A 23,110-nucleotide genomic window follows, 5' to 3' on the forward strand; every position below is an offset into this window, starting at 1 on the left:
CAAAACAGGGCAACCGTCCTGTTTTGGCCGGCAGTTTCCAGATGGCGACGGCACCGATACGGGCCCGGAAATGAAATGGACATGAGCGAGCTTACGCAATCATCTGCGCCAAGGCGTTTCATCGGCGGCCAGCTGCTGGGCAGCAGCCAGCTGGTGCTCGGCGTGATCCTGGCCGTGCTCTGCATCGCCATCTCGATTGCCGCGCCGCAATTCTATTCCGAGGCCAACATCATCGCCATCCTGCGCCAATGCGCGCTGGTGCTGATCGTTGCCTCCGGCATGACGATGCTGATCATCACTGCGGAAGTCGACCTGTCGGTCGGTGCATCGCTGGCTTTTGTCGGCTGCATCGGCATGGCCGTGCTCAATTCAACGCACAGCCTGACGCTCGGGCTTCTGGCGGCGCTCGCCTTTTCAGGCGCGGTCGGCCTTTTCAACGGCCTCGTCGTCACCAGGCTCAAGGTGAACTCGCTGATCGCCACGATCGGCACCATGATGATGCTGCAGGGCGGCGTCTATCTGTTCACCCGCGAGGCGGTGCAGAACCATCACCGGCTTGCCGGCTTCACCGATCTCGGCGCTGGTTATATCGGCCCGATCCCGCTGCCCGTGGTCGTTGCCGCGCTGATTTTCGCGCTGGCCGCGGCAACGCTGCGCTTCACCACGCTCGGTCGCTATCTGTACGCGGTCGGCGCCAATGAGCGAGCGGTCCGCCTCTCCGGCGTGCGCTCGCAACGGCTGAAGCTGTTCGCCTTCGTCGTCACCGGCCTGTGCGTCGGCGTCGCCGGCATGATCCTGTCGTCGCTGATGAATGCCGGCCAGCCGACCGCCGGCCGCGGCTTCGAGCTGACGGTGATTGCCGCCGTCATCCTCGGCGGCACCAGCCTGCTTGGCGGCCGCGGCTCGCTGCTCGGCACGTTGCTTGGAGTGCTCGTGCTGAAGGTCATCGACAACGGCATCATCATCCTCGGCTGGAACCAGGACCTGCAGACGGTGGTGCCCGGCATCGTCATCATCCTGGCGACCTATCTCGACATCGTGCGGAACAGAGCCAATGTCGGTTGATTTCCTTCACCCCGGCGAAACCGTGGCTGTCGACAAAAGCGTGCCGGCGCTGGAGATGCGCGGCATCGGCAAGCGTTTTCCCGGCGTGGTGGCGCTGGACAATGTCGATCTGACCTTGGAACCCGGCAAAATCCATGCCCTGATGGGCGAGAACGGCGCCGGCAAGTCGACGCTGATCAAGATCATGGCCGGGGTCTACGGCAAGGATGCCGGCACCATCCGCCTGCGCGGCCGCGAGGCCGACATCAAGTCGCCGCGCGATAGCCTGAAAGAGGGCATCAAGGTGGTGTTCCAGGAGATCGCGCTGATCGCCGAATTCAGCGTCGCCGAAAACATCTTCCTCGAAGGCTATCCGACCGGCAAAGGCGGCTCGATCGACTGGAAGAAGATCCGTGCCGATGCGGCCGCTCTGTTCAAGCGTATCGGCTTCAACGTCGACCCGGCGGCGCGCACGGGATCGCTGCCGGTCAGCCAGCAGCAGATGGTCGAGATCGCCCGCGCACTCGCCCATGAGGCCCGCGTCGTGGTGATGGACGAGCCGACCTCCTCGCTGACGCCTAACGAGGTCTCGCTGCTGTTCACCGTCATCCGCCGGCTGGCCGCGCTGGGCATCGCGGTGCTCTATGTCAGCCACAAGCTCGATGAGGTCTTCGAGATCGCCGACACCGTGACCGTGCTGCGCGACGGCCGCCACGTCTCGACCAGGCCGATCGGCCAACACACCAACGACACGCTGATCCAGGACATGATCGGCCGGCGCATCGAAAACCTGTTCCCGCGCAAGCGCGGCGCGCCGGGCAGCAAGGTCGCGCTTTCCGTTGAAGGGCTCAGCACCGCCAAGAAGCTGAAGGATGTGTCGTTCGAGGCGCATGCCGGCGAGGTCCTCGGCTTCTTCGGCTTGATGGGAGCGGGCCGAACCGAGCTCGCCAAGGCCATCGTCGGCTACGACCCGATCACGTCCGGCGCCATTTCGGTCGATGGCAGCCGGCTGCTGCCGCACGAAACGCACACCGGCGTCCGGCTCGGCATCGGCCTGCTCACCGAGGAGCGCAAGAGCGAGGGGCTGATGGGCGAGTTGCCGGTCTACCAGAATGCCAGCCTCGCCTCACTCGGCGCCTTCGCCAGAATGGGCTTCGTCGACAAGGTCAGCGAACGCAAGGCGGTGCAGGACTATGTCGACCGTTTCCGCATCCGGACGCCCAGCCTGTTCCAGCAGGTCAAGAACCTGTCCGGCGGCAATCAGCAGAAAGTGCTGATCTCGCGCTGGCTGATGCGAGGCCTGAAGGTGATCGTCGTCGACGAGCCGACCCGCGGCATCGACGTCGGCGCCAAGTCGGAGATTTTTGCGCTCATCGACCGGCTCGCCGGCGAAGGCCTGGCGGTCGTCATGATGACGTCCGAAATGCCCGAGCTGCTGGGGCTTGCCGACCGCATCGCGGTGATGTGCGAAGGCCGCCTCACCGCGATCATGCCTCGCGACGAGGCCACGCAGGAGAACATCCTCAATGCGGCAATCGGCTAAGACGATGACGCTTCGCAAAGGGACCAAGCGATGAGCCTGGCAAGCACCGACTCCATGAAAGCTGGGCCGTCCATGCTGGCGCGGCTCGTCGCGCGGCAGGAATTGGCATTGCTCCTCTGCCTCATCCTGGTGATCGCGTTCTTTTCCTTCACCGCCGAGAATTTCTTCTCCGTGCGCAACATCACCAATGTGCTCGGTCAGGCTTCGCTGGCGCTGACAGCCGGCATCGGCTGCGCCATCGTCTTCATATCAGGCGAGGTCGACATCTCGATCGGCTCGCTGCTGGCGACGATCGCACTGCCGCTGATCATCATCATGAACGACACGAATTCTCTGCTGCTCGGCATCAGCGGCGCGCTGCTGTTCGGGCTGATCATCGGCGTCGTGAATGGCTATCTGACGGCCTATGCCGGCATCAACTCGCTGATCGTGACCCTGGGCACGATGTTCATCATGCGCGGCGGCGTTTATCTCTATACCGGCCAGCGTGCTATTCCAGACGACGCCGCGCTCGACAGCTTCATCGCGCTGTCGGACGGCCGCCTGTTCAACGTCGTTCCCTATTCGGCTGTCATCGCCATCGTCCTGCTCGCCGTCTTCGTCTACGTGATGCAGCACCGGCCGTTCGGGCGGCAGATCTATGCCGTCGGCGGCAATCCGGAAGTGGCACGGCTGGCGGGTTACGACGTGCGCCGCGTCAAGTTCACCTGCTTCATCATCAGCGCGCTGCTGGCGACGGTAGCCGGCATCATCCTGGCAGCCCGCGTCGGTTCGGCGCAGCATACGGCCGGGCTGAATTTCGAGTTCCAGGTCGTCGCCGCCACCGTGCTCGGCGGGGTGAGCCTTGCCGGCGGCATAGGCAGCCTGACCGGCATGGCGCTCGGCGTGCTGATCCTGCAGTTCCTGTCCAACGGCCTGCGCGGTCTCGGCCTGCCGACCGAGTGGCAACTGGTCATCACCGGCATGATCATCATTGCCGCCGTCGCCTTCGACGAAGCAAAGCGCCGGCGCGCCATTGGAGGCTGATATGGATCGTCTCAAAGGGAAAACCGCAATCGTCACTGGCGCCGCCGACGGCATCGGCCACGCGATCAGCGAGGCGATGGCAAGGGAAGGCGCGCACGTCTTCCTCGGCGACATCGCCGACGAGAAGGGTGAAAAATTCGCAGCCGAGCTGCGCGCCGCCGGCCACCGCGCCGACTACATCCATTGCGACGTGGCGGAGGAGGCCGACATCGCCGCCCTGATCGACGCAGCCGTCGGCAAGACCGGCCATCTCGATATTCTCGTCAACAATGCCGCCATCGCCATCGGCGGCATGCCGGTTCACGAAATGAGCGACGAGCAGTGGCACCGGCTGATCGCGGTCAACCTTACCAGCGTGTTCCGCGGCTGCAAATATGCGCTGCCACATATGATCGCGCAGAAATCGGGCTCGATCATCAACATGGCCTCGGCACAAGGGCATATCGGGCTCGACGGCTGGACCGCCTATGCCGGCGCCAAGGGTGCGGTGATGGCGATGACGCGCCAGATGGCGGTCGAGTTCGGCCCGCTCAACATCCGCGTCAACTCGATCTCGCCCGGCACCATCAACACGCCGATGAACGACAAATTGGTCAAGGAGATCGGCGGCAATCTCGCCAAAGCCTGGGTCAAGATGCATCCGCTCGGCCGCATCGGCAAACCGTCCGAGGTGGCCGAAGCCGCCGTCTATCTGGCCTCCGACGCCGCCGGCTTCACCACCGGTACCGACCTGCGCGTCGACGGCGGCCTCACCGCGGCACCCCGCTACGTACCCGACCTGCTTTGACAACCAACGAGACATGAAATGAACAAAGCCCTCGAAGGCGTCCGCATTCTCGATTTCAGCCATCTGCTGCAAGGGCCGTTCGCCACGCAGCTGCTCGGCGACATGGGCGCCGACATCATCAAGATCGAGCGTGCCGGCGCCGGCGACATGTTCCGCGGCATGACCTTCTTCGCCAAATGGGTCGGCGGCTCCGAAAGCCCGAATTTCCTCGCCTGGAACCGCAACAAGCGCTCCATCGCGCTCAACCTGAAAAGTCGCAAGGTGCATGCCATCATCATGGACATGGCTGAGAAGGCCGATGTGGTGGTGCAGAATTTCCGCCCCGGCGTGCTCGCCAGGCTCGGCTATGGCTACGAGGATTTCAGGGCGGTCAATCCCGCCATCATCTATTGCTCGGGTTCCGGCTATGGCGAGGAGGGCCCCTACGTCGAGCGCCCCGGCCAGGACATGCTGATCCAGGGATTGTCCGGGCTGATCTCCAACACCGGCCGCGGCGATCAGGCTCCTGTTCCGGCCGGTGCCGGCCTGGCCGACCAGATCGGCGCCATGAACATGGTCTACGGCATCCTGTCGGCGCTCTACTATCGCGAGAAGACCGGCAAGGGCCAGAAGATCGAGGTCAATCTGCTCGCCGGCATGCTGGCGCATCTCAATCAGGAATATGTCGCCGTGCTCAATCTCGGCGAGGATTTCGTGCGCCCGAAGTCCGGCATCGGCCACCCCGGCATGCAGGCGCCGTTCGGCGTCTATGAAGCGAAGGACGGCGGCTATGTGTCGATCGCCATGAGCCCGTTCAAGACGCTGTATGAAGTGCTGGAGGCGCCGCAGCTTGCTGTCTACGACGATCTGAAGACGCTGTTCGACAGGCGCGACGAGGTGTTCGACAAGGTCAACGCCGAAACCAGGAAGTTTGCCACGCAGGACCTGCTGGCGCGGCTGCTGGCAGCCGACATCTGGTGTGCCGAGGTGAAGGACATAAGGCGCGCAGCCGAGGACCCGCAGGTCAAGCACCTGGGCATGATCACCAGCTACGATCATCCGCGCGGCGGCAAGGTCAGGGTGGTCGCGCCGGCGGTCAAGATGAGCGAGACGCCGGCTACCATAGAGCGGCCGGCACCGCTGGTCGGCCAGCATGGCCGCGAGATACTGGCCGAGTTCGGCCTCTCCAGCGGCGAGATTGCAGCGCTTGAGGCGTCCGGCGATATGACCGTGGATGCTGCCTGACGATGAGCGTTTACCAGACACTCAGCTTGGAAATATCCGGGCGCGTCGCAGTCGTCACCTTCCGGCGCGCCGATCAGCTCAACGCCATGAACCGGCTGATGCAAAGCGAGATCACCGAGGTTTTCGAGGCGCTGTCGCAGGATGACGGCGTCGGCGCGATCGTGGTGACCGGCGAGGGGCGCGGCTTCATGGCCGGCGCCGACATCAAGGAATACGCTGCCCAGACGGCTATCGAGTTCGACGCCTTCCAGGCCGCCGGCACGCGCATGTATGCGGCGGTCGAGAACAACCGCAAGCCGGTCATCGCCGCGGTCAACGGCTTTGCGCTCGGCGGCGGCATGGAGCTGGTGCTGTGCTGCGACATCGTCATCGCCAACCAGTTCGCGAAGCTCGGCCTGCCCGAGATCAAGCTCGGGCTGGTCCCGGGCGGCGGCGGCACGCAGCGCAGCGTCCAGAAGCTCGGCCGCAACCGCTCCAACCTTTTGCTGATGACCGGCGCCATCGTGCCGGCTTCCGAGCTCGCCGCCGGGCTGGTCAACGAGGTCGTCGACGCCGAAAAGCTGATGCCGCGGGCGCTGGAACTCGCCGGCATGATAGCCGCCGAACCGGCTGCCGCGATCGAGGCATTGAAGGCGCTGACGGCGCACGCCGTGTCGGGCGACTTGGCGGAAGGCCTTGCCATGGAGCGCGACGTACTGGGCGGGCTTTATCGTAGCGAGACCGGCCAGCAGCGGGTGAAGGCGTTCGCCGAAAAAAGCGCCGCGCGGCCGAAGGCTGGGCAATGACATCCCTGGTCAAGCAAAACCGGCCGCGCTTCACCGATGTCGAGGGCCTGGCCGCGATGGTCGGCGGCGGCGACGTCTTCGGTGTCGGTGGCCATCATTTTGCCCGGCTGCCGATCGCCTTGTTGCGGGCCATCGCCCGCTTGGGCGTCAAGGATCTTCGCTATGTCTGCTGGGCCGGCGGCCTGCCGCTCGAACTGCTTCTCGAAGCGAATGCCGTGGCGGAGGTTGATATCTGCTTTTCCAGCCTCGATATTTTTGGCTTGCCGCCGCGCTTCCGCGCGGCTGCCGAGACCAATGCCGTGCCGGTCCGCGACTGGACGGCGCTGGCCATGATCCAGGCGCTGCGGGCGGGGCAGCAGAACCTGCCGTCGATGCCGTTTCAGCTTCCGGAGGGTTCGGACATGCTGGCGCGCGTGCCGGGTGCGATCGCCGTGCCCGATCCGATCGTGGGAGCCACGACCGGGATCATCCCGGCCTTGCGGCTCGATACGTTCGTCGTCCATGCCCAGCGTGCCGACGAGAGCGGCAATGTCCAGATCATCGGACCACGAGCGCTCGATTTCGCCATGGCCGGCGCGGCGCGCGAGGTGCTGGTGACGGTCGAGGAGATCGTCCCGGTCGGAGGGCTGCGGCATGATGGTCGGCAGAGCATTTTGACCCGCAACCAGGTGTCGGCGATCGCGCTGGCACCAGGCGGCGCCTATCCCGCCTCCTGCCTGCCATTCTATGTGACGGACTATCAAGCGTTAGCGGAGGCGTTCGCGGCCAAGGAAATACCTTTGTCGGACAGCCTGAGCATGCCTTCGGAAGGCGTGCCGGAGCGGGTTCAAGACGCTGCAAAAGTCGGCGCTGAAACAGTCCTCGCAATGCCCAGGCTCGTGCACGGCAACAAGGAGGCGTCCATCGACGAGATCATCGCCGCCCGCATCGCCGCTGAGCTCGACAATGAGAGCTTTGCCAGTGCCGGCGCGGTGTCGCCGCTCGCCAATGTCGCCTACCGGCTGGCCAAAGCGACGCACGCGCCGGACATGATCATCGCCACCATGAGTTGCGGCCATCTCGACATAGCACCGAGCCGGATGATCCTGTCGCTGATCGAAAGCCTCGATTGCGAAACGGCGGTGGCGCATGCCGGCGGCGACGACACCTATTCGACCTACTATCAGGCCGGCGCGGTGACGCATGAGATCGTCGGTGCCGCGCAGGTCGACCGCCGTGGGCGCGTCAACACCATTGCGCTGCGCAAGTGTGACGGCAGCCTTATCCGGCTGCCCGGGCAAGGCGGCATGGCCGACGTCGCCAACATGCATCGCGATTATCTGCTCTACGTCCCCCGCCATTCCGTGCAGTCGCTGGTCGAGACGGTCGAGATTGCCAGCTCGGCGCGCGGCCTGTTGACTGAGGCCGAACGCGAGCCGATGGGCTATCGGACCGGCGCGGCATTGGTGTTCACCGACCTTTGCGTGTTTCGGCTCGACGGGGAGAGCCGGCAATTGGCCGTCATCGAGACCATGCCGTGCGTGACGCGCCAGCAGCTCCAGGATGCCACCGGCTTTGCCCTGACATTCGATGCCGATTGCCGCGAAGTTGCGCTACCCTCAAACGAGACGCTCGACATCCTGCGAAACCGCATCGACCCGCTCGGCCTGCGGCGCCTCGAATTCGTCAGCGCCAGGGAGCGCAGCGCCCTGATCGCCGAGATCCTGGCCACCGACCGGCGGATGGTCGAGCGCTGCATCGCCGCACAGCGGTCGCATACTGCACCGGATTGAAGGGGGTGCGCATGGCAAAGCCGTTGCTCGAAATGTCGGCCGCGAGGGTCTTCTTCGATGGCATCTTCACCAGCCCGCGCATCGCCCATCCGGAAGGCGTGGCCATCCATCGCGACGGCTCGATCTGGTGCGGCACCGAAACCGGCGACCTGCTGCGCTTGGCCGCCGATGGCGGCTCGGTCGAACGCATGGGCGGTACGGAGGGCTTTCTGCTCGGCATCGCCTTCGATAGCGCGGGAAACTGTTTTGCATGCGATTTGAGACATTCGGCGATCTTTCGCTGGGATGCCGCGACGGCTGGTATGCAGCGCTTCGCCTCGGCCGGCATCCGCGTGCCGAACTATCCGATCGTCGACGAGACACGCGGCTGGCTCTACGTGTCGGACAGCCTCGGCGAAGACAACCGCTCCGGCATTTTTCGCTACGATTTGAAGACCGGCGAAGGCGGCCTGTGGTGCAGCGAGACCATGGCCTTCGCCAACGGCATGGCGATGGCGCCGGGTGGCGATGGGCTTTACGTCGTGGAAAGCCATGCGGCCTGCGTCAGCTATGTGCCGATCCTTGCCGACGGCACGGCAGGGTCTCGCCAGCTCGTTGTGGAGGGCGTGAGCAACGTTCCCGATGGCGTCGCCTTGGCGCCGGACGGGTCGCTGTTCATCTCGTGCTACGAGCCGAGCCGCATCTATCGTTGGCGAAAACACAGCGGGCTCGAGGTGCTGATCGAGGATCCGGCGGCAACGACGCTCGCTCATCCAACCAACATCGCCTTCAAGGGCGACAAGCTCTACACCGCAAATCTCGGCCGCTGGCACATCACCGAGATCGATTTGAAGGCGATTTCCTAGATCGGGCCGAACCGGGCGGCGTTCCTCAGGGCTATTGCAGGCGGCCGTGACTGGAGCGGATGCGCAACACCTGCACCCGCAACGGCAGCTCGATCAGGAACTCTTCGTCCCGCTCCAGATGGTGGATTTTCGTCGGATCGCCGCCGGTGAACGCCGCCATCGCCTCGACGTTTTCCCAATAGGAGATCGTCACGAATTCCGAATGGGTCGGCGTGTCCTCGCGAAAGGTCTGCACGCCCAGGGCCTTCTCGATCAGCGGCTTGATGCCGGCCTCGTAATTGTAACTCTCGTAGGCATCTGCCTTTTCAGGCGCGGTTCTGCCGCGCCAGATACGAGCGATGGTCGGCGTTTTCTCCGTAGCTTTCTCTGTCATGGCCAATGAATTCCTGCTGGTCTGCTTGGTCCGCGGCGTTCGGCAAGGCCAGCCAAGGAACGCATCTCCCCGGCTGGCAGCCTGGTATCCAGTTGCCGGCGACTTTTTATCCTCCCCGGCCGACGAGCTCGCGCTGCCCCAGACAGGCCTCCTGCCGACCGGTAGGAGACTTACTCCTGATCCTCGGCGCCGCCTCCGTGGAAGAAGGACCGGATTTCCTGCATGTCGACGCTGCCGTCACCGTCCTCATCGACGGCGTTGAATATCCGCCCGACGAAATCCTGGACTTCGCTCTGAGAGAGCGCGCCATCGCCGTCCGCATCTACTATGGCGAACATCATTCGCATCTTCGCGCCATGCATCCCGCGTGCAATGCCAGCGCGGCCTCCCATCTCCCAACCTCGGTCAGGCGGGCCCATCCTGTAGCCGCGATGCCAGCGGTCGGGACCTCGCCGTTCCTCCCGGGGCGCGCGATCTTCCTGCATTCTCTCCTCCAGCATCTCGGTCATCATCTGGCGCATCATATCGCGCATGGCATCCTGGCTCTGCCCGCTCATTGCGGGCGACTGTTCGGCGCCACGATCCGGTGCCGCCGCGGCGGGCGCAGGTGGGCTCGTCTGGCCGAATGCCGGCGCGGCCAACATGGCCAGCGCCGCGGCAATTACGGTGGTTTTGCTTGCGAGCGTCATCGTATTCTCCATCGGTATGAATTGTGGCCGAATATGTCTGCATCCAAGCCAAACCGGCTGCTCGCCTCATGGTTCCTGGGCAGTCGGCACAACGGCGGAAAAGTCCGCCCGATCGCGGCAACGAAAGCTCGTTGTCCACGTTGCCATGGATGGATGCGACGCTCCACCAGGAGGAAAAAATGGCCGACGATAAGAGCAAGCGAGATTTCCGCGAGCGCGACCGCGTTGCTGCGGAAGACGACCGTGAAGTCGAGTATTTTGCCCAACAGAACGGCGTCACGGCCGACCAGGTCCGCCAGCTGATCAAGAGCTTCGGCAATGATCGCGGGCGCCTGACCGTAGCTGCGAAGGCGTTGCGAGGGATTTCACCTGCCGGAGCCGACGAGGTGACCAGGGAAGCCCGCCAGCAGGCGACACCCATGCATCTCGGTAAACCCGACGAGTGATGCCAGGCAGCTGCTCTGCCGCTGCCGCGGGCGTCAGAACCTGCGGCTCAAATAGTCCGAGCCGCGCAGGCCGAACCGCCACTCGGCATCGACAGCCTTGGAAATGCCGATCCGGCGGCCTGTTAGAACGGCGCTGGCGTCGCCCGGCTGCCTGAATTCGAATGGCGGCACGTCCAGCGGCAGCCCGTCATGGGATTTGTCGATTGCCAGCGCCTGGCAAAGGCGACCCGGTCCCGAACAAAGCAGCCGGGGATCGTCAAGGCCGCGATTGGCCCGCATCACCTCCAGCCCTAATCGCGGTTCGATTGCGCGGATAAGCACGGCACTGCCGGGCAGGCACACGGCATTGAGGCACCAATGCAGGCCATAGGAGCGATAGACATACGCGCTGCCCGGGGCGCCGAACATTGCGCCGTTGCGCACCGTCCTGCCACCGAAAGCATGCGAAGCCGGGTCATCCGGGCGATAGGCCTCGGTCTCGACGATGCTGCCGCCAACGCCGTGCAAAAGCAGCGAGGCGCCAATCATGTCGCGCGCCACGATGGTGGCGTCACGGGCAAAGAATTGATGGTTCGTAGCCAACGTGCACCGGACTGATCGCGCCTGGACCTGGCGCGACAACAAATTCTCGGACCGGAAGCAAAATGTCCAGCCACTGCGCCGCGGGTCTGGAACGGCTGTATTCAGTGCAGCATGGCTGCGCCGATGAAAACCGCCGCGGCCAGCACGACGATGGCGGCAATCACCAGGACCGGCCCATATCTGCTCGGTTGGACGTCGGGCTCATCCTTCAGCGGGCGCATCGCATTGGCATAGCTCGCCTGGTTGGTGAACTCCGGCGTTTCATGGCGCGCGGCAGGGCTCTTCGGCGGAGCGTTGCCGGCGGATTCCGCGTCCGTTTCCATGGGAGCCGCAGCCGGATCGATGCCCGGGGTCTTGTCCCCTTCGCGCCCGGCGTCGATATCGCCCCGCGCCTGAGCCGGGCTTCGCCCAAGAGGTGCTGCGTCGGTCATCGTCGAGGTCCTTTCAGAGCATCGGCCTCAAGCATTCTAACCTGCGTCTCATTTCAAAGTTCCCCCGTTTCAAAGTGCCGACGAGCGCGCCTGGGCCTGCTTCCAGGAACAACCGGCGATCGAGCGGGTTGAGCAAGCATCGGGAGAGCAACATGGACTTGGTGCGCCACGCGCCCAGATCGGCAGTTCGAAACAGGCTCCAGCGCATGATCTACTTCACCGCCGACACGCATTTCAGCGACCCGCGCATTTTGCGCATCGACCGCCGCCCGTTCGGCTCGCTGGCGGAACATGACCGGTCGCTCATTGCGTTTTGGAACGAGACTGTCGGGCCGGACGACGAGGTCTGGCATCTCGGCGATTTTGCCAGGGGATCGGCCGCGTTCGTGTCGTCGCTTCTGGCGTCTCTTCATGGCAGCAAGCATTTGATCATCGGCAACAACGATGCTGCGGCCAGCATCGAGGCCACAGGTTGGGCGAGCACCCAGCACTACAAGGAGCTGGCGCTCGACGGCAGTCTGCTGATCCTTTGTCACTACCCTTTTCGCACCTGGAACCAGATCGGCAGGAAATCGATCGACCTGCATGGCCATTCCCACGGCAGGCTGACCCCGGTCACGCGCCAGTATGACGTCGGCGTCGACAGCTGGGATTTTCGTCCGGTCACGCTGACCACCATCCTTGCCAGCCGCGGCCGAAGGGCGGCGCGGCAAAGCCGTCAAAAAGTCGAGTGATCGAAAGTGCCGGCCGTGCGTTGAGGAATTTCAACGCCAGGGAGCACGCCATGAACAGACGTGAACTGATCGATGCCGACGGCGGCAAGCGTGTCGCAAAGCCCATCCCGCGCGATGCCGCGTTCGACAGCACCTTGGCCCTGCTGCGCGAGGGCTATGACTTCATTTCGGCCCGCTGCCGGCGCATGAACACCGACATCTTTGCGACGCGCCTGATGCTGCGGCCGGCAATCTGTGTCCGTGGTGCCGAGGCTGCCGAGATGTTTTATGGCGGCGACCACTTCACCCGAATTGGTGCGATGCCGCAGACCACGCTGCGTCTGCTGCAGGACAAGGGCAGCGTCCAGGCGCTCGACGGCGCCGCTCACCGCCACCGCAAGGCGCTTTTCCTGTCGATCCTGTTGGATGGTGACCAGATCGAGCGGCTCCGCGCAACCTTCCGTCGCGCCTGGCTCGACCAGCTGGAAGACTGGCAGCGGCGTGACGAGATCGTCCTGTTCGACGCCGTAAACCTCGTCCTGACCCAGGCGGCAGCGGCTTGGGCCGGCATCCCCGCCGACAAGTATCGCGCCGAACTCTGCCGCGAGCTCAGCGGCATGGTCGAGAACGCCGGCGGCATTGGGCCGTCGACCGTGCTGGCGCTGTGGCGGCGACGCCGGACCGAACGCACTATCGGCGAGCTTGTACGGCGCGTTCGAAGCGGCGCGCTTGATTTGCCGGCAAACAGCCCGGTCCGCCTGGTCAGCGAACATGTCGATGCCGAGGGAATGCCGCTCGATCTTGCCAGTGCCGCGGTCGAAATCATCAACATTATCCGTCCAATCGTCGCCATCGGCCGCTTCATCATGTTTGCGGCGCTGGCGCTTCACCAGCACCGCCAATGGTACGATAAGTTCGCCGCCGGCGATGACGACGGGCTGGAAGCCTTCGCCGAGGAGGTTCGCCGGCTCTATCCGTTCTTCCCGTTCATCGGCGGCCGCGCCCGCCACCCCTTCGAATGGAAGGGCTACCGCTTCGGCAAAGGCGACTGGGTCCTGCTCGACCTGCACGGCACCAACCATGATCCGCGCCTGTTTGTGGAGCCGGACCGATTTATCCCGGAGCGCGGCTTGAGCTGGAAAACCCACGGCTTCGACTTCATCCCGCATGGCGGCGGAGATCCGGCGACTACCCATCGCTGCCCCGGAGAAGCCGTCACCGTCGCGCTGATCATGGAAGCGGTTCGCCTGCTGACGCGGTCGATGGCCTACCAGGTGCCTGATCAGGATATGACCGTCTCGCTTGCCCGCATGCCGGCGCGGCCGAAATCCGGGTTCAGGATAGATAATGTGCGGCGAAAACCCGGCTGAAAGGCTGCCGGTCGAACCGGAACCTCTGCGGAGCTGAGGCGTTCGAAAATTGCAAGGCGTAAAGGCAAACGCAATGGCTCAGAAGATCACGACAGGCGCGAACGACCGGCCGCGCAATGAAACCATCGGCCAATCCGGCGAAGGCCTGCCGGACGACAGCAGCAGGCCGCTCGAGGTCGACGAAGGCTGGGTCGCCCGGCTGAGAAACAAGCTGCAGGGCAACCCCCGGCAAGCCGCTCAGACCAACACGGACGAAGTCCCCGCAGGCACTCCAGGCGCTGGCGAGAATATTTGCCGCCGCTGTGCAGGGTCAGGCATGATCGACGGCCGCACCTGCCCCGAATGCGGCGGAACCGGCAAGGTGATGACGCCGATAGGCGGAGGCTGAGCAATTCCAGGAAAAGTGTGAAGCGGTTTTCCGTCCGGTATTTGCGTCAAACAATAAGATAGACCGGTTCTGCGTTTCCGCGGAACGATGAACCGTCCAGCGCCGGTCAGATCGCCGGCACCCACTTCCAGAACACGCCCTCCTTGCGGTCGGGGTAGTGCTTGAACTCGCATTCGAAGCGCCAGCCATAGTTCTTGGCGGTGGCAAGCGCCTCCTTGCTGACCGGGTTCATGCCGGTTCCCGGCGCAAACCAGTCCTCCAGCAAGTCGTCGGGGATATAGGCGCCGATCCTCAAAGGCAGCTTTTCGAGGACGACATCCATTTCAGGTGGTGCAGGCACGGGGCCGCTCCTTTGATATTACCCGCGAAGAAGCCGTTTAACGCCAAGCGGGTTCATTCTTCTGTTCATAGTCCTGGAACGCCTTCTGGAGACCGCCGATCACCTCGGCGGACGTCTCGAACATCGCCTTCAGCTGCGGCTCATCGACCTTCTCGATGTCCTCGCGAAGGTGCTGCTTCACCTCCTCCAACTTTTTCTGCATTTTCTGCGTGTGGTGGCGCGGATCGCGGTCGGCAGCGCTAGTCATGATCAATCTCCAATTTGTGGATCTCGGAGAACTCGCCCGGCTCTGAGGATCGACAGGCGGGTTTGCAGCGTAAACGGCTTGCCGATAGCTGTGGTTCCCGACTGCGGATGCGGTCTTCGCGCGCCCTGCGCGCCGTTCCTTCTTTCAATCGCCCGGTAGCAAGTCCGAAGGGCGCTTGCCGCGAATTCAAGACGCAAGCAGTGGCAAACGAGCATAGATGAAACTGAGAACTGGTGGCGTCTCTGGCCAAGGACGGCAATCCACCACCTATAGCCTACGCCTCGTCCGCGATCCATTCGAGCGAGGCGCCATGCGGGTCAGTCCAAGCTAGAGGGGAGCCGTTCGCAGATAGGAGGAAGCGGCCAGGCGGCCAGCTTGTTCCGGCGCGTGTGGCGATGGACGGGAAGACGCGAGGGAACTCGTTCGATACCCAATAAGGCGCGAGACGCATCGCCTGCTCGGCGAAAGCTTCTCTGTCACCAAGGTCGGAGACATAGTCGAGGACGGCTGTGTGAAAGATGACGAGTGTAGCGTCGTTTGGCGCTTCGTTGCAGAGTTGCACGAGGTCGCTCCCGCGCAGGTCGCCCTTCACCACCCGAGGTTTGACTGTGGCAGCGATCTTTAGGGCCGCCCGCAGATTGGCAAGCCGTGCTGTCTGTTCCGGCCAGACCAGTGTCTCAAGCCATGCGACTTGCGAGTCGTCCGAAGCATCTATCGGGCTCAGGTCCAATCCAGCCCGCCAGACGACTTGCGGCAAGGCCGTCGGCAATGGCGTTGTTTCGCTGGCGAGGCATCGGAAGACAGGCGGCTCCAAGGCCATCGCAGGTGCGCGGATCACCTTGCGTCCGTAGTCATAGCCGTAGAGGTCGGGCATGAGGCAGAGCCCTGCGGAGGTCCCGACCTCGATGAGGGCCAGCGGCTGCGGCAAACGCGCCAGGACGGGGAGCAGGGTGGCGCATCTTCCCGGCTCGTTGGTTTGCGTTGAGCGCTCGAGCATGAGCGAGCGGATAGCGTCGGGATTAGCCTGAAGCGCCTGGCGAAGCTCGGTCCACCCTGTCGGCGTGCCGAACAGGTGACGCACCGCTGCAAGTAGAAGGTTCGGTTGCCGCTTTAGGTCCGGAAGAGTCGACAGGAAACCGAGCGCCTCCCGATCCCCAGCGACTGCCCGAGCCAACTCCTCGTAGAGCGGCGAGCGACCGCGAGCTTCCGTATCGGCGAAGCGAATATATCGGGCTGAGATCTCGGCCAAGCCCTCCTCGTCCATATCCGCTGATCCTCGGTCCCAACGTCTCATCACAGTACACGATCCACGGATCTGATTGGAGCCAGGCCCGGCGTTTTTACACAGGCTTGACCCCCGCGGACTTGCCGCGGTCGCCTGCTTAACCGTTGCGCTAGGAGGCTGTGCGCAATCCAAAATCTGGGGAACTGGTGTCTCGCCCAGGGGTGCGGTCCACCATGTCTCCGGTATAAACCGCAACCCATGTCTCCGGGTTGGACAATTTGAGATTTGCCGCACCCGACAGGATTCGAACCTGTGACCTCTGCCTTCGGAGGGCGATGCGCAGGCGCCACTTGGATAAACATGCTATCCTGAAAGCCTTGTATCCCGCCGACTTGCCGTTATGCTTATCACAGTCATCTCTCCAATCTGTGTGGGACGTTCTGTGGGAAAGCGAATTTCTGACATCGATAGCCCGTCCAAGCGGGGCCGTCTAGCGCCGCGGAAGAACCCATATTGGCAAGGCGTCAGTGGCGGGCGCGGCGGCGTCAGCCTGGGATATCGCAAGTCTGCCCGCGGCGCTGGCGTCTGGATCGCCAAGATCGTTGCTGACGGCCATCGCGTCGAGGAAAGGCTTGGCACCGCTGACGATGACGGATCACCGGCGGCCGGTGCTCTCACATATCGATCGGCCGTTACCGCCGCCCTGGACTGGAGCAAGCGGCAATACGAGGCCAGCCAGGCGGCGGCTGCCGGCTCAACCGTCCCCACGGTTCGAACTGCCGTCGCGGGATATGTGGTCGAGCGGAAGAAACGATCGGCACGCGAGGGCGGCAACGCCGAAGGACGGTTGACGCGACATGTTCTTGCCGACGAAGAATTTGCCGGTCTGCCTCTGGCGAAATTGCGAGCGAGCGATATCGATGGTTGGCGCGGCAGGCTGCCAATCAGCGGACTTGTTGTAATCGATGAGGACGGTCCCGAACCTATCGCGCCGGCCACCGTGAACAGGCTGATGAACGATCTCCGGGCCGCCTTGAACGGCGCCGCCGAACGCCACCGGCGCGAACTCCCCGCCTATCTCATGGCCGAGATCAAGGTGGGCACCCGTGCCATGAGCGTCACCGGCGACGCTCGTAAACAGCTACTCTCAGACCAGCAGATTCGATCGACCATCGCCGCGGCATTTGAAGTCGACGACGATTTCGGTCGCCTGGTGCTGGTAGCCGCTGTCACGGGTGCGCGCCATTCCCAATTCTCCCGGCTTCGGGTCGGTGACGTACAAAGCGAACAATTGCGATTGATGATGCCAGGGTCCGCCAAAGGCCGCTCGGCGAAGGCGAGGCCGTCCGTTGCAATTCCCGCTACCGTCGAAACGCTCGAGAAGCTGCGCCCGGCGCTGACCGACCGCGGCGCCAACGAGCCCCTTCTGGAGCGATGGGCATATCGCAGCGTCGGCCCGGTGAAATGGGAAAAGGACCATCGGCGCGCTTGGGGGCCGGCGTATGAGGTCGACAACTGGTGGACGGCGACGATCGAGCGCGCCGGCGTGCCAGCGGACACGATCATGTATGCGTTTCGCCACTCATCGATCGTGCGTGGCCTGAAGGCGGGCCTGCCTGTTCGCCTAGTGGCAGCGCTTCACGACACCAGTTCGGAAATGATCGAGCGGCACTACTCAGCGTTCATCGTGGACGCGACGGAGGAGTTATCGCGGCGGGTCGCACTCATTTTATGATTCTGACATACAGAATAATTCCGACATACGCGAGCAAGTACAGCGATGTCCCTACTATCAAGGACGGCCTCTACAGTATTGCTCACCGATAGCCGTTGACAAAGTTACAATATCGTTTAGCTTAGGTGTTGCGTTGCATCGGTGCTATCGAACCTGATGAACTGGTTGGCCTGGAATGGCGCGACGCACTTTCCGAAATTGAGCGCGACGAATTCGTTCTTCAGATTGAGCGTGTGTCGCTTCGTTGAAAGGGCAGTCAGATGACGGTTCACACCGTGGCGCCTGCGCGCGCCGATCGAAAGAAATCCGCAAAGCCAGAAATCCCGTGGCGCCAGCGGCCATTCCTGCCGCTGATGACGGCGGCGGAATTGCTAGGGCTTTCACCGTCTTCGCTCTACCGCATGGAGTCGGAAGGCAGATTGACCTTCAACAAGCTCGGCGGTCGCACTCTGGTTACCGTCGATAGTTTGGTGAAATTGATCGACGCCGCCGATCTCTGGACGCCATCAGGTAGAGGATCTGCAGCCAGAGCAAAGCGCCAGGAACGTGCACGCGCAGGGTGGGTAAGTTGACGGCCGCTTCTCTCTCGCGTCAGCAGCGCCGTCGCCTTGGCCGCGGTCGTCTTGAGGTTATGGACCGCCCGCCGGTCTTTTGTGACCTGCGCCCAGCAACTGTTGCAGACCTGCGGCCTGGCGACGCCATGATGCCGGGCATGCAATGGTTGGTCGCACGCGGCGCCAATGAGCAGGGTTTGCCTGGCGATATGTTCTTCGAAATTCCGCTGAACCTGCCGCCAGAGAAGCGGGCCAATACGGGGCCGAACGTTCGGGCAGCCCTTGAGGCACTCCGTGAATCCGCTGAGTTCAGGCGCATGATGGACCGCTACCATTGGTTCTCCCCAACGGCGGGCGAGCCAGGCTATTCCGACGGTCACACGAAAACGGACTAGCACTCACTCCGACGACCAATCGACCTTGGGAAGGGAAAACAGAAACGCCGGCCGCGTCCTGAAACACGCGAGCCGGCGAGAAGGTCGAATTATGAATATTGCCAATATAGTTCCAGAGGGCGTCTCTGGCAAGTCTGAATGGGCTACTATGCGCGACCGTGCGCGTGCCAACAGGGACTTTGAGCAGCTTGTCGCAGCGGGCTATTCGTCGATGCTCCGGCCAGCCGCGCCCCCCGGCGCCACGTGCTCATTCTGGGATCAGACCAAGGGTATTTTGGTCGATCGCATCAGTGACGGAAAGGTCCCATCCAAGTTCAAGAGCGGGAAGTGGGCAGGCTTCAAGGACTGGCGGAAAGCCGAAATCACACCGGCTGACATTGCCGAATGGAGCCGGTGGTCGGGCCCTGTCAATTGGTGCATCGTTACCGGTGACGTAGCCGCCCTCGACATCGACATTAAGATCAGCGTGTCGGAGACAGGCCCGGAGGCCGATCGCGCTCGAGCCCTGGTCGGTGCAATCAAGATATTGGCGGCCGATGCACTCAGCCTGCCTGTCGAGCGTCTTCCGATGCGGTGGCGCGAGAACTCGACCAGTTGCATGATCTTGGTGAAGCTTTGCGCGCCGCTGGGCAAACGGAGGCTGCACCTGATCGACACGGCGAGCGGCCGAGAACATGCCGTAGAGTTCTTGGCGAGGGGGCAGCAAATCGTTGTGGCCGGTATGCACGCATCCGGCGCGCGTGTTCAGTCGTCGCTGCCCGAAGTTCCGCTCGAGGCTTTGCCCATCTTGGAGAGCGCGAAACTGGACGCGCTTATTCCGGCCATCGTCCAAGCGGCAGGCTCGTTGGGCTTCAATCTTGCGTCGTCCACCAGCGGATCCGGAAAGGTATCGAAGCCACCCTACGCGCCAGCCGTTGCGGTGCTCCGCGCTGTGATGTCACGCCGCGCGGACTGGGCGCCGTCGATCGTTCCATGCACACCGACCGCAGATCGTGAATGGCGGGTCACGTCGTCAGAGCTTGACCGTGATCTTGAGGAAGACCTGGCCATTTTCCCGGACGGCCTCATCGACTTTGGTACGGAGTGGACCCGCCACACCCCTGCTTCGCTCATCCAGGAGTTCGGAGCGATCGCAGCCGACTGCTCCATAGGCTTCGGAGGCAGCCCGCTTTACGGCGCCCGTGATGGGCGTTCGTTCGCCGTGGTCGGCGAGCCCGATTCGTCTATCCGGCGTCCGACCGAAGCCGAGGCGCTGACGTGGCTTTGCCGTGAACTGGCCGGCGACCAGTTTCCCGCTTTTGACGAGGGCTCGACTTGGGCAACGTCGTTACCGGCAATCGCCGGGGCCGTTGGGTTGTCTTGGCGAGCGTTGGAGGCCGTCCGGTTCTACGAATTTGCAGAAGGCGAGGGGCCGGAAACCTGGCAGACCGACAAGCTGCTAGAGAAGGCCGACACGCTGGCTGCATTGCAGGCTGTTGATTCGGATGCTTTTGATCGTCTCGAATTCGCGAACGAGATGAAATCCGCGCCGGCGGACCTACGAAAAATCGTCGACGAGCGCCGGGCTGCCGTGGCTGCATCGCCTCCCGAGCCAGAAGCCCCGGCCATGGATCGCGCCGAGGAAGCAGAACCCCTCGACATCTTCGCGCAGGACGATCCTGCCGAACTCTCTGCGCTGCCTCCGGACTGTCTGCCCCCAATGCTACACCGATGGGTCCAAAGCGAGGCCCGACGAAAAGGCGCGCCGGAGAGCTTCGCCGCGTTGGCTGCGGTTGCTGTTGGCTCTGCCGCGGTGGGAGCATCGCTTCGAATTCAACCCAAGGCGCGCGACACCGACTTTGTTCAGCCGGCAGCCTTGTGGGCTGCGATCGTCGCCGAGCCAGGCCGAGGCAAGTCGCCCGTGATCAGCGCCGCGGAGAAGCCGCTGCGTGAACTCGACGCCGAATGGTACGCCGCCGGCAAGGACAGACACGATCGCTGGTCCGCCGCTTCACAGGCTCACAAGAAAAAGCCAAAGGACCATCCAGACCCCGGCCCTGAACCCGTCATCCGCCGAATCGTCGTGGACGACATAACGCTCGAGCAACAAGTCCGCGTCCACGCGCAAAATCCACGCGGTCTGATGCGGTCGCCTGACGAGTTGATGGGCTTCTTCGGCTCGCTTGGCCAATACAAGAAGGGCCCCGAAGGCGACCGAAGTCAGGCGCTACGTCTGTTCGACGGGCGCCCCATCGCGGTTGATAGAGTGGGCGGCGGTTCTATTCGAGCAGATCAGCCCCTGATGGGCGTCATCGCCGGAACGCAACCGCAGAAACTGGCCGAGATCGCGCGCAATCTGGGCGCAGACGGAATGCTTCAGAGGTTCCTTTTCGTCGTCGACGATGGAGCAGAACGCGAGGCCGTCGATGAAGAGCCGGACGCGGAGGCAGTTGGCGCGTACCGCCGTGCGCTTCGCAAACTGGCGGCAATAGAGCTCCCGTACTCAGTGCCTTTGAAGATGACCCCCAACGCCCAAAAGGCCTTCCGGGAAGCGTCGACGTCGATCACCCGCCTAAGGAACGTGCCCGGCGGTTCCGTCGCCTGGCGTGGTCACCTGGACAAATGGGGGCTGTTCCTGCCGCGCATTGTGCTCACCTTCCACGCGTTGGAATACGCCTTTGCGCTGGAGGACGCCGATTTCAGTTCCGACATCAGCATCGCAACGGTTCGGCGCGCCATCAACTTTTCGCGGTTCTTGCTTCGCCATGGGCTTCGACTTTACCAGACATTCTTTGCCGCTGATCCTGCGGCCACCGAAGCAAGGGCGGTTGCAGGATATCTGCTGACGCGGCCGGACACGGAGCTTGTAAGGGCGCGAACCATTTCTGATGCCCGCAAGGATCTTCGCGATCGCCGGAAGCTTCTGGCGGCCATGGCCGAGCTTGAGGAAGCCGGATGGTGCTCGGTTGAAGAACGTAATGCCGAAGGTCCGTCGCGCTGGCGGATCAATTCGAAGATCCACATTCGTTTCCACGCACAAGCCGTACGTGAAACTGAGGAACGATCGCGTCGGCGGCATGCAATCGAGGCGGCGGGCGAAGCTAGGAAGTGGATCAATTCAGACAAAATGTCCGAAGGAGAAGACCATGCGAATTAAAAGCGCGGCAAACGCGGCATGCGTACGCGAAGAGATAGTTTGCATCTCGCCCCTTTTTTACCATTCCCCCTACCTGGATATCGATATGTCTCTTATGCGCGCACAAGCCGCGTTTGCCGCAGTAGCGCGGGGCGGACAGTTTGTCTTGACGTCCACCTATGGGCTGCTCGCAGGCGCAGTTTCCGCGATACCTCAGCGACACGTAACGAGGAACTGGCCGTGAGAGGCGCCGGCAGTCGGAAGCAGCCCGGCGGATGGCGCGGCAGCGCGGCACAGATCGCCGTGGGCCGCGCCTCCATCATCAAATGGAATCGCACCCGCCACCTGCAACCGAAATGCGGTGCTGCCCGAAAGCGCGACGGCGAGCCTTGCCAAAATCTGGCAATGGCAAATGGGCGATGCCCCCGGCATGGCGGAAAGACGGGAAAGGGCGACAATTGGCATAATCCGGTTTGGCCCGACGGCAAAGCACCTGGCGCCATAGCGAAACTCAATCGGAAGCTGAACGACCGTCAGCGCGCCGGGGCGAAGCGGGCGAAGCGCGTTACGGCAATGTCGCCGGACGAGCGCGACGCGCATGAGCAATGGCAGAAGACGCACCGGCCGGGCTCGGCCGCTGCGCGAGCCAGAACGCGGCGAGATCGCCAGGAGGCGAAGGCTGTTCGCGAGATGATCGAATCGTTCCCGCGGCCGGCGCCAAGCCCGGAGTCGGTTGAGCTCGACAGGCTGATTGCCGATCGGAAAGCGGAGCTTGAACGCCTGCGAGATGAAGCTGACAAAGGGGCCTTTGGATGACTGCGGGAAATAGGAATGAAACACCGGAAGAGCTTTTCGAGCGCGTCTCGCTCCGCCTCAGGACGGTTGGCCTCGAAAGTGCAGTTGAAGCTTTGATTAGCGTCTGCACAGACAAGAATTCGCATTTGCCGGCCAAGGCGACCGCCGGCGTGGCTTTGTTGCGGGCGAACGGGATGCTTGCCGAGAAGGCCGGCAGCAAGAAAACGAAGGATCCCAGCGAGATGACTGGCGATGAGCTCCAAACCGAAATTGACCGCCTGAAGCGGGCGGCCCGCGTCATTGAGGAGCCGCTATCGGACGCAGAAAATGATGGCGACGGCGCCTTCGACTAAGTGGCGCAGTAGCCTCGAATTTCTATGCGATCGACGATAAAGTTCGCCGGCGTCGCCTCTGTCCCAACTCTGTGGGTGTGCCACCATGAAAAACAGGGGCTGCCGAAAATGAACACTCGCTGCCCGCCGGGCATATCGAACATGTTTTCCGGGTTCAAGCCGTTCCTGAAGATGAAGTCAGACAATGGACGGCCAACATAGGCTGCGTTCAGCGAGTTTGACGCCCTAAGCTCCATATTGTCGGTCGTCTCGCATCCGCAGAGAAATACAGAAAGCAATCCCCAAGCACGTTTCAAAATTGTCTCCCCACCTCTACTTCGCTCGAAGGGGCGT

26 protein-coding genes are annotated in these 23,110 nt (G+C 63.1%); 17 read left to right on the forward strand and 9 right to left on the reverse strand.

All coding sequences use genetic code 11. From position 1 onward, the window contains the following. The first annotated feature begins 81 nt into the window (after positions 1-81). From NKH16_RS11205 to NKH16_RS11240, 8 genes are read left to right on the forward strand one after another with little or no spacing between them, the layout of a single operon-like run. The gene (locus tag NKH16_RS11205; protein ID WP_352899313.1) at positions 82-1,065 is read left to right on the forward strand and encodes an ABC transporter permease; all 984 of its coding nucleotides are present in this window, start codon (positions 82-84) and stop codon (positions 1,063-1,065) included. Further along, the gene (locus tag NKH16_RS11210) at positions 1,055-2,587 is read left to right on the forward strand and encodes a sugar ABC transporter ATP-binding protein (protein WP_352899315.1); all 1,533 of its coding nucleotides are present in this window, start codon (positions 1,055-1,057) and stop codon (positions 2,585-2,587) included. The genes NKH16_RS11205 and NKH16_RS11210 overlap by 11 nt, the downstream gene beginning before the upstream one ends. A gap of 30 nt (positions 2,588-2,617) precedes the next feature. Beyond that, positions 2,618-3,613, forward strand: a complete 996-nt coding sequence (locus NKH16_RS11215; protein ID WP_352899317.1) for an ABC transporter permease — start codon at positions 2,618-2,620, stop codon at positions 3,611-3,613. Between the two features lies 1 nt (position 3,614). Continuing rightward, entirely contained in the window at positions 3,615-4,400 is a 786-nt protein-coding gene (locus tag NKH16_RS11220; RefSeq protein ID WP_023677038.1) for an SDR family NAD(P)-dependent oxidoreductase, read from the forward strand. Positions 4,401-4,418: 18 nt separating this feature from the next. Next, on the forward strand, positions 4,419-5,624 hold the full coding sequence (locus NKH16_RS11225; RefSeq protein ID WP_352769354.1) for a CaiB/BaiF CoA transferase family protein: 1,206 nt from the start codon (positions 4,419-4,421) through the stop codon (positions 5,622-5,624). A 2-nt stretch (positions 5,625-5,626) separates the two neighbouring features. After that, entirely contained in the window at positions 5,627-6,409 is a 783-nt protein-coding gene (locus NKH16_RS11230; RefSeq protein WP_352769357.1) for an enoyl-CoA hydratase/isomerase family protein, read from the forward strand. Beyond that, positions 6,406-8,181, forward strand: coding sequence for a CoA-transferase (locus NKH16_RS11235; protein WP_352899321.1), 1,776 nt, complete (start codon positions 6,406-6,408; stop codon positions 8,179-8,181). Before NKH16_RS11230 ends, NKH16_RS11235 begins: the two co-directional genes overlap by 4 nt. An 11-nt stretch (positions 8,182-8,192) precedes the next feature. After that, positions 8,193-9,026, forward strand: a complete 834-nt coding sequence (locus NKH16_RS11240) for an SMP-30/gluconolactonase/LRE family protein (RefSeq protein WP_352899324.1) — start codon at positions 8,193-8,195, stop codon at positions 9,024-9,026. 31 nt (positions 9,027-9,057) lie between these two features. On the opposite strand, the gene NKH16_RS11245 is transcribed toward NKH16_RS11240, so the two are convergent. Next, entirely contained in the window at positions 9,058-9,399 is a 342-nt protein-coding gene (locus NKH16_RS11245) for an antibiotic biosynthesis monooxygenase family protein (protein WP_352455896.1), read from the reverse strand. A gap of 170 nt (positions 9,400-9,569) precedes the next feature. Continuing rightward, positions 9,570-10,088, reverse strand: coding sequence for an EF-hand domain-containing protein (locus NKH16_RS11250; protein ID WP_352455898.1), 519 nt, complete (start codon positions 10,086-10,088; stop codon positions 9,570-9,572). A gap of 23 nt (positions 10,089-10,111) precedes the next feature. Here NKH16_RS11250 and NKH16_RS11255 point away from each other — a divergent pair, with 23 nt between their 5' ends. Further along, positions 10,112-10,534 carry a DUF3606 domain-containing protein gene (locus NKH16_RS11255; protein WP_352746705.1) on the forward strand — a complete coding sequence of 141 codons (423 nt, stop codon included), beginning with the start codon at positions 10,112-10,114 and terminating at the stop codon, positions 10,532-10,534. 33 nt (positions 10,535-10,567) lie between these two features. Here NKH16_RS11255 and NKH16_RS11260 read toward each other — a convergent pair whose 3' ends face one another. Then, entirely contained in the window at positions 10,568-11,116 is a 549-nt protein-coding gene (locus NKH16_RS11260) for a DNA-3-methyladenine glycosylase (RefSeq protein WP_352899329.1), read from the reverse strand. A 101-nt stretch (positions 11,117-11,217) separates the two neighbouring features. Then, entirely contained in the window at positions 11,218-11,547 is a 330-nt protein-coding gene (locus NKH16_RS11265) for a hypothetical protein (protein ID WP_352899331.1), read from the reverse strand. 152 nt (positions 11,548-11,699) lie between these two features. On the opposite strand from NKH16_RS11265, the gene NKH16_RS11270 reads away from it, so the two are divergent. From NKH16_RS11270 to NKH16_RS11280, 3 genes are all read left to right on the forward strand, one after another. Further along, complete coding sequence (locus NKH16_RS11270; RefSeq protein WP_502911688.1) at positions 11,700-12,281, forward strand: metallophosphoesterase; 582 nt, start codon at positions 11,700-11,702, stop codon at positions 12,279-12,281. A gap of 50 nt (positions 12,282-12,331) precedes the next feature. Beyond that, positions 12,332-13,630 (forward strand): cytochrome P450, encoded by a 1,299-nt coding sequence (locus NKH16_RS11275; RefSeq protein WP_352899334.1) that lies wholly within the window; start codon positions 12,332-12,334, stop codon positions 13,628-13,630. Between the two features lie 73 nt (positions 13,631-13,703). Next, positions 13,704-14,018: a hypothetical protein gene (locus NKH16_RS11280; protein ID WP_352474772.1), complete on the forward strand. Its 315-nt coding sequence runs from the start codon at positions 13,704-13,706 to the stop codon at positions 14,016-14,018. A 106-nt stretch (positions 14,019-14,124) separates the two neighbouring features. Here the strand turns inward: NKH16_RS11280 and NKH16_RS11285 are convergent, their stop codons facing one another. The 3 genes from NKH16_RS11285 to NKH16_RS11295 all read right to left on the reverse strand — a co-directional run bounded on the left by NKH16_RS11285 (position 14,125) and on the right by NKH16_RS11295 (position 15,869). Then, positions 14,125-14,358: a hypothetical protein gene (locus NKH16_RS11285; protein ID WP_352474765.1), complete on the reverse strand. Its 234-nt coding sequence runs from the start codon at positions 14,356-14,358 to the stop codon at positions 14,125-14,127. A 37-nt stretch (positions 14,359-14,395) separates the two neighbouring features. Further along, complete coding sequence (locus NKH16_RS11290) at positions 14,396-14,605, reverse strand: hypothetical protein (RefSeq protein WP_352474763.1); 210 nt, start codon at positions 14,603-14,605, stop codon at positions 14,396-14,398. A gap of 274 nt (positions 14,606-14,879) precedes the next feature. Continuing rightward, positions 14,880-15,869 (reverse strand): DUF2332 domain-containing protein, encoded by a 990-nt coding sequence (locus NKH16_RS11295; protein WP_352899337.1) that lies wholly within the window; start codon positions 15,867-15,869, stop codon positions 14,880-14,882. A gap of 361 nt (positions 15,870-16,230) precedes the next feature. On the opposite strand from NKH16_RS11295, the gene NKH16_RS11300 reads away from it, so the two are divergent. From NKH16_RS11300 to NKH16_RS11315, 4 genes are all read left to right on the forward strand, one after another. Then, positions 16,231-17,565, forward strand: coding sequence for a site-specific integrase (locus NKH16_RS11300; RefSeq protein WP_352899340.1), 1,335 nt, complete (start codon positions 16,231-16,233; stop codon positions 17,563-17,565). A 260-nt stretch (positions 17,566-17,825) separates the two neighbouring features. After that, the gene (locus NKH16_RS11305; RefSeq protein WP_352899343.1) at positions 17,826-18,137 is read left to right on the forward strand and encodes a helix-turn-helix domain-containing protein; all 312 of its coding nucleotides are present in this window, start codon (positions 17,826-17,828) and stop codon (positions 18,135-18,137) included. A 128-nt stretch (positions 18,138-18,265) separates the two neighbouring features. Further along, the gene (locus NKH16_RS11310) at positions 18,266-18,514 is read left to right on the forward strand and encodes a hypothetical protein (RefSeq protein WP_352899346.1); all 249 of its coding nucleotides are present in this window, start codon (positions 18,266-18,268) and stop codon (positions 18,512-18,514) included. Between the two features lie 91 nt (positions 18,515-18,605). Beyond that, positions 18,606-21,650, forward strand: a complete 3,045-nt coding sequence (locus NKH16_RS11315) for a DUF3987 domain-containing protein (RefSeq protein WP_352899349.1) — start codon at positions 18,606-18,608, stop codon at positions 21,648-21,650. Between the two features lie 192 nt (positions 21,651-21,842). Here NKH16_RS11315 and NKH16_RS11320 read toward each other — a convergent pair whose 3' ends face one another. Further along, positions 21,843-22,469, reverse strand: a complete 627-nt coding sequence (locus NKH16_RS11320) for a hypothetical protein (RefSeq protein WP_352899352.1) — start codon at positions 22,467-22,469, stop codon at positions 21,843-21,845. Positions 22,470-22,570: 101 nt separating this feature from the next. Between NKH16_RS11320 and NKH16_RS11325 the strand changes: the two genes are divergently transcribed. Then, positions 22,571-22,777 (forward strand): hypothetical protein, encoded by a 207-nt coding sequence (locus NKH16_RS11325; RefSeq protein ID WP_352899354.1) that lies wholly within the window; start codon positions 22,571-22,573, stop codon positions 22,775-22,777. On the opposite strand, the gene NKH16_RS11330 is transcribed toward NKH16_RS11325, so the two are convergent. Continuing rightward, positions 22,774-23,073 carry a hypothetical protein gene (locus NKH16_RS11330; RefSeq protein WP_352899357.1) on the reverse strand — a complete coding sequence of 100 codons (300 nt, stop codon included), beginning with the start codon at positions 23,071-23,073 and terminating at the stop codon, positions 22,774-22,776. The genes NKH16_RS11325 and NKH16_RS11330 overlap by 4 nt on opposite strands. Positions 23,074-23,110 lie beyond the last annotated feature (37 nt).

Origin of the sequence: Mesorhizobium sp. M1307 (assembly GCF_040318155.1) — a bacterium.
Lineage (GTDB): Bacteria > Pseudomonadota > Alphaproteobacteria > Rhizobiales > Rhizobiaceae > Mesorhizobium.

Coding starts and splice junctions, on each gene's coding strand:
- NKH16_RS11270 (WP_502911688.1), top strand. CDS start 11,700: ATGGACTTGGTGCGCCACGCGCCCAGATCGGCAGTTCGAAACAGGCTC.
- NKH16_RS11300 (WP_352899340.1), top strand. CDS start 16,231: ATGCTTATCACAGTCATCTCTCCAATCTGTGTGGGACGTTCTGTGGGA.
- NKH16_RS11210 (WP_352899315.1), top strand. CDS start 1,055: ATGTCGGTTGATTTCCTTCACCCCGGCGAAACCGTGGCTGTCGACAAA.
- NKH16_RS11240 (WP_352899324.1), top strand. CDS start 8,193: ATGGCAAAGCCGTTGCTCGAAATGTCGGCCGCGAGGGTCTTCTTCGAT.
- NKH16_RS11280 (WP_352474772.1), top strand. CDS start 13,704: ATGGCTCAGAAGATCACGACAGGCGCGAACGACCGGCCGCGCAATGAA.
- NKH16_RS11245 (WP_352455896.1), bottom strand. CDS start 9,399: ATGACAGAGAAAGCTACGGAGAAAACGCCGACCATCGCTCGTATCTGG.
- NKH16_RS11310 (WP_352899346.1), top strand. CDS start 18,266: ATGATGCCGGGCATGCAATGGTTGGTCGCACGCGGCGCCAATGAGCAG.
- NKH16_RS11235 (WP_352899321.1), top strand. CDS start 6,406: ATGACATCCCTGGTCAAGCAAAACCGGCCGCGCTTCACCGATGTCGAG.
- NKH16_RS11250 (WP_352455898.1), bottom strand. CDS start 10,088: ATGACGCTCGCAAGCAAAACCACCGTAATTGCCGCGGCGCTGGCCATG.
- NKH16_RS11290 (WP_352474763.1), bottom strand. CDS start 14,605: ATGACTAGCGCTGCCGACCGCGATCCGCGCCACCACACGCAGAAAATG.
- NKH16_RS11295 (WP_352899337.1), bottom strand. CDS start 15,869: ATGGACGAGGAGGGCTTGGCCGAGATCTCAGCCCGATATATTCGCTTC.
- NKH16_RS11205 (WP_352899313.1), top strand. CDS start 82: ATGAGCGAGCTTACGCAATCATCTGCGCCAAGGCGTTTCATCGGCGGC.
- NKH16_RS11265 (WP_352899331.1), bottom strand. CDS start 11,547: ATGACCGACGCAGCACCTCTTGGGCGAAGCCCGGCTCAGGCGCGGGGC.
- NKH16_RS11230 (WP_352769357.1), top strand. CDS start 5,627: ATGAGCGTTTACCAGACACTCAGCTTGGAAATATCCGGGCGCGTCGCA.
- NKH16_RS11215 (WP_352899317.1), top strand. CDS start 2,618: ATGAGCCTGGCAAGCACCGACTCCATGAAAGCTGGGCCGTCCATGCTG.
- NKH16_RS11275 (WP_352899334.1), top strand. CDS start 12,332: ATGAACAGACGTGAACTGATCGATGCCGACGGCGGCAAGCGTGTCGCA.
- NKH16_RS11315 (WP_352899349.1), top strand. CDS start 18,606: ATGAATATTGCCAATATAGTTCCAGAGGGCGTCTCTGGCAAGTCTGAA.
- NKH16_RS11225 (WP_352769354.1), top strand. CDS start 4,419: ATGAACAAAGCCCTCGAAGGCGTCCGCATTCTCGATTTCAGCCATCTG.
- NKH16_RS11220 (WP_023677038.1), top strand. CDS start 3,615: ATGGATCGTCTCAAAGGGAAAACCGCAATCGTCACTGGCGCCGCCGAC.
- NKH16_RS11305 (WP_352899343.1), top strand. CDS start 17,826: ATGACGGTTCACACCGTGGCGCCTGCGCGCGCCGATCGAAAGAAATCC.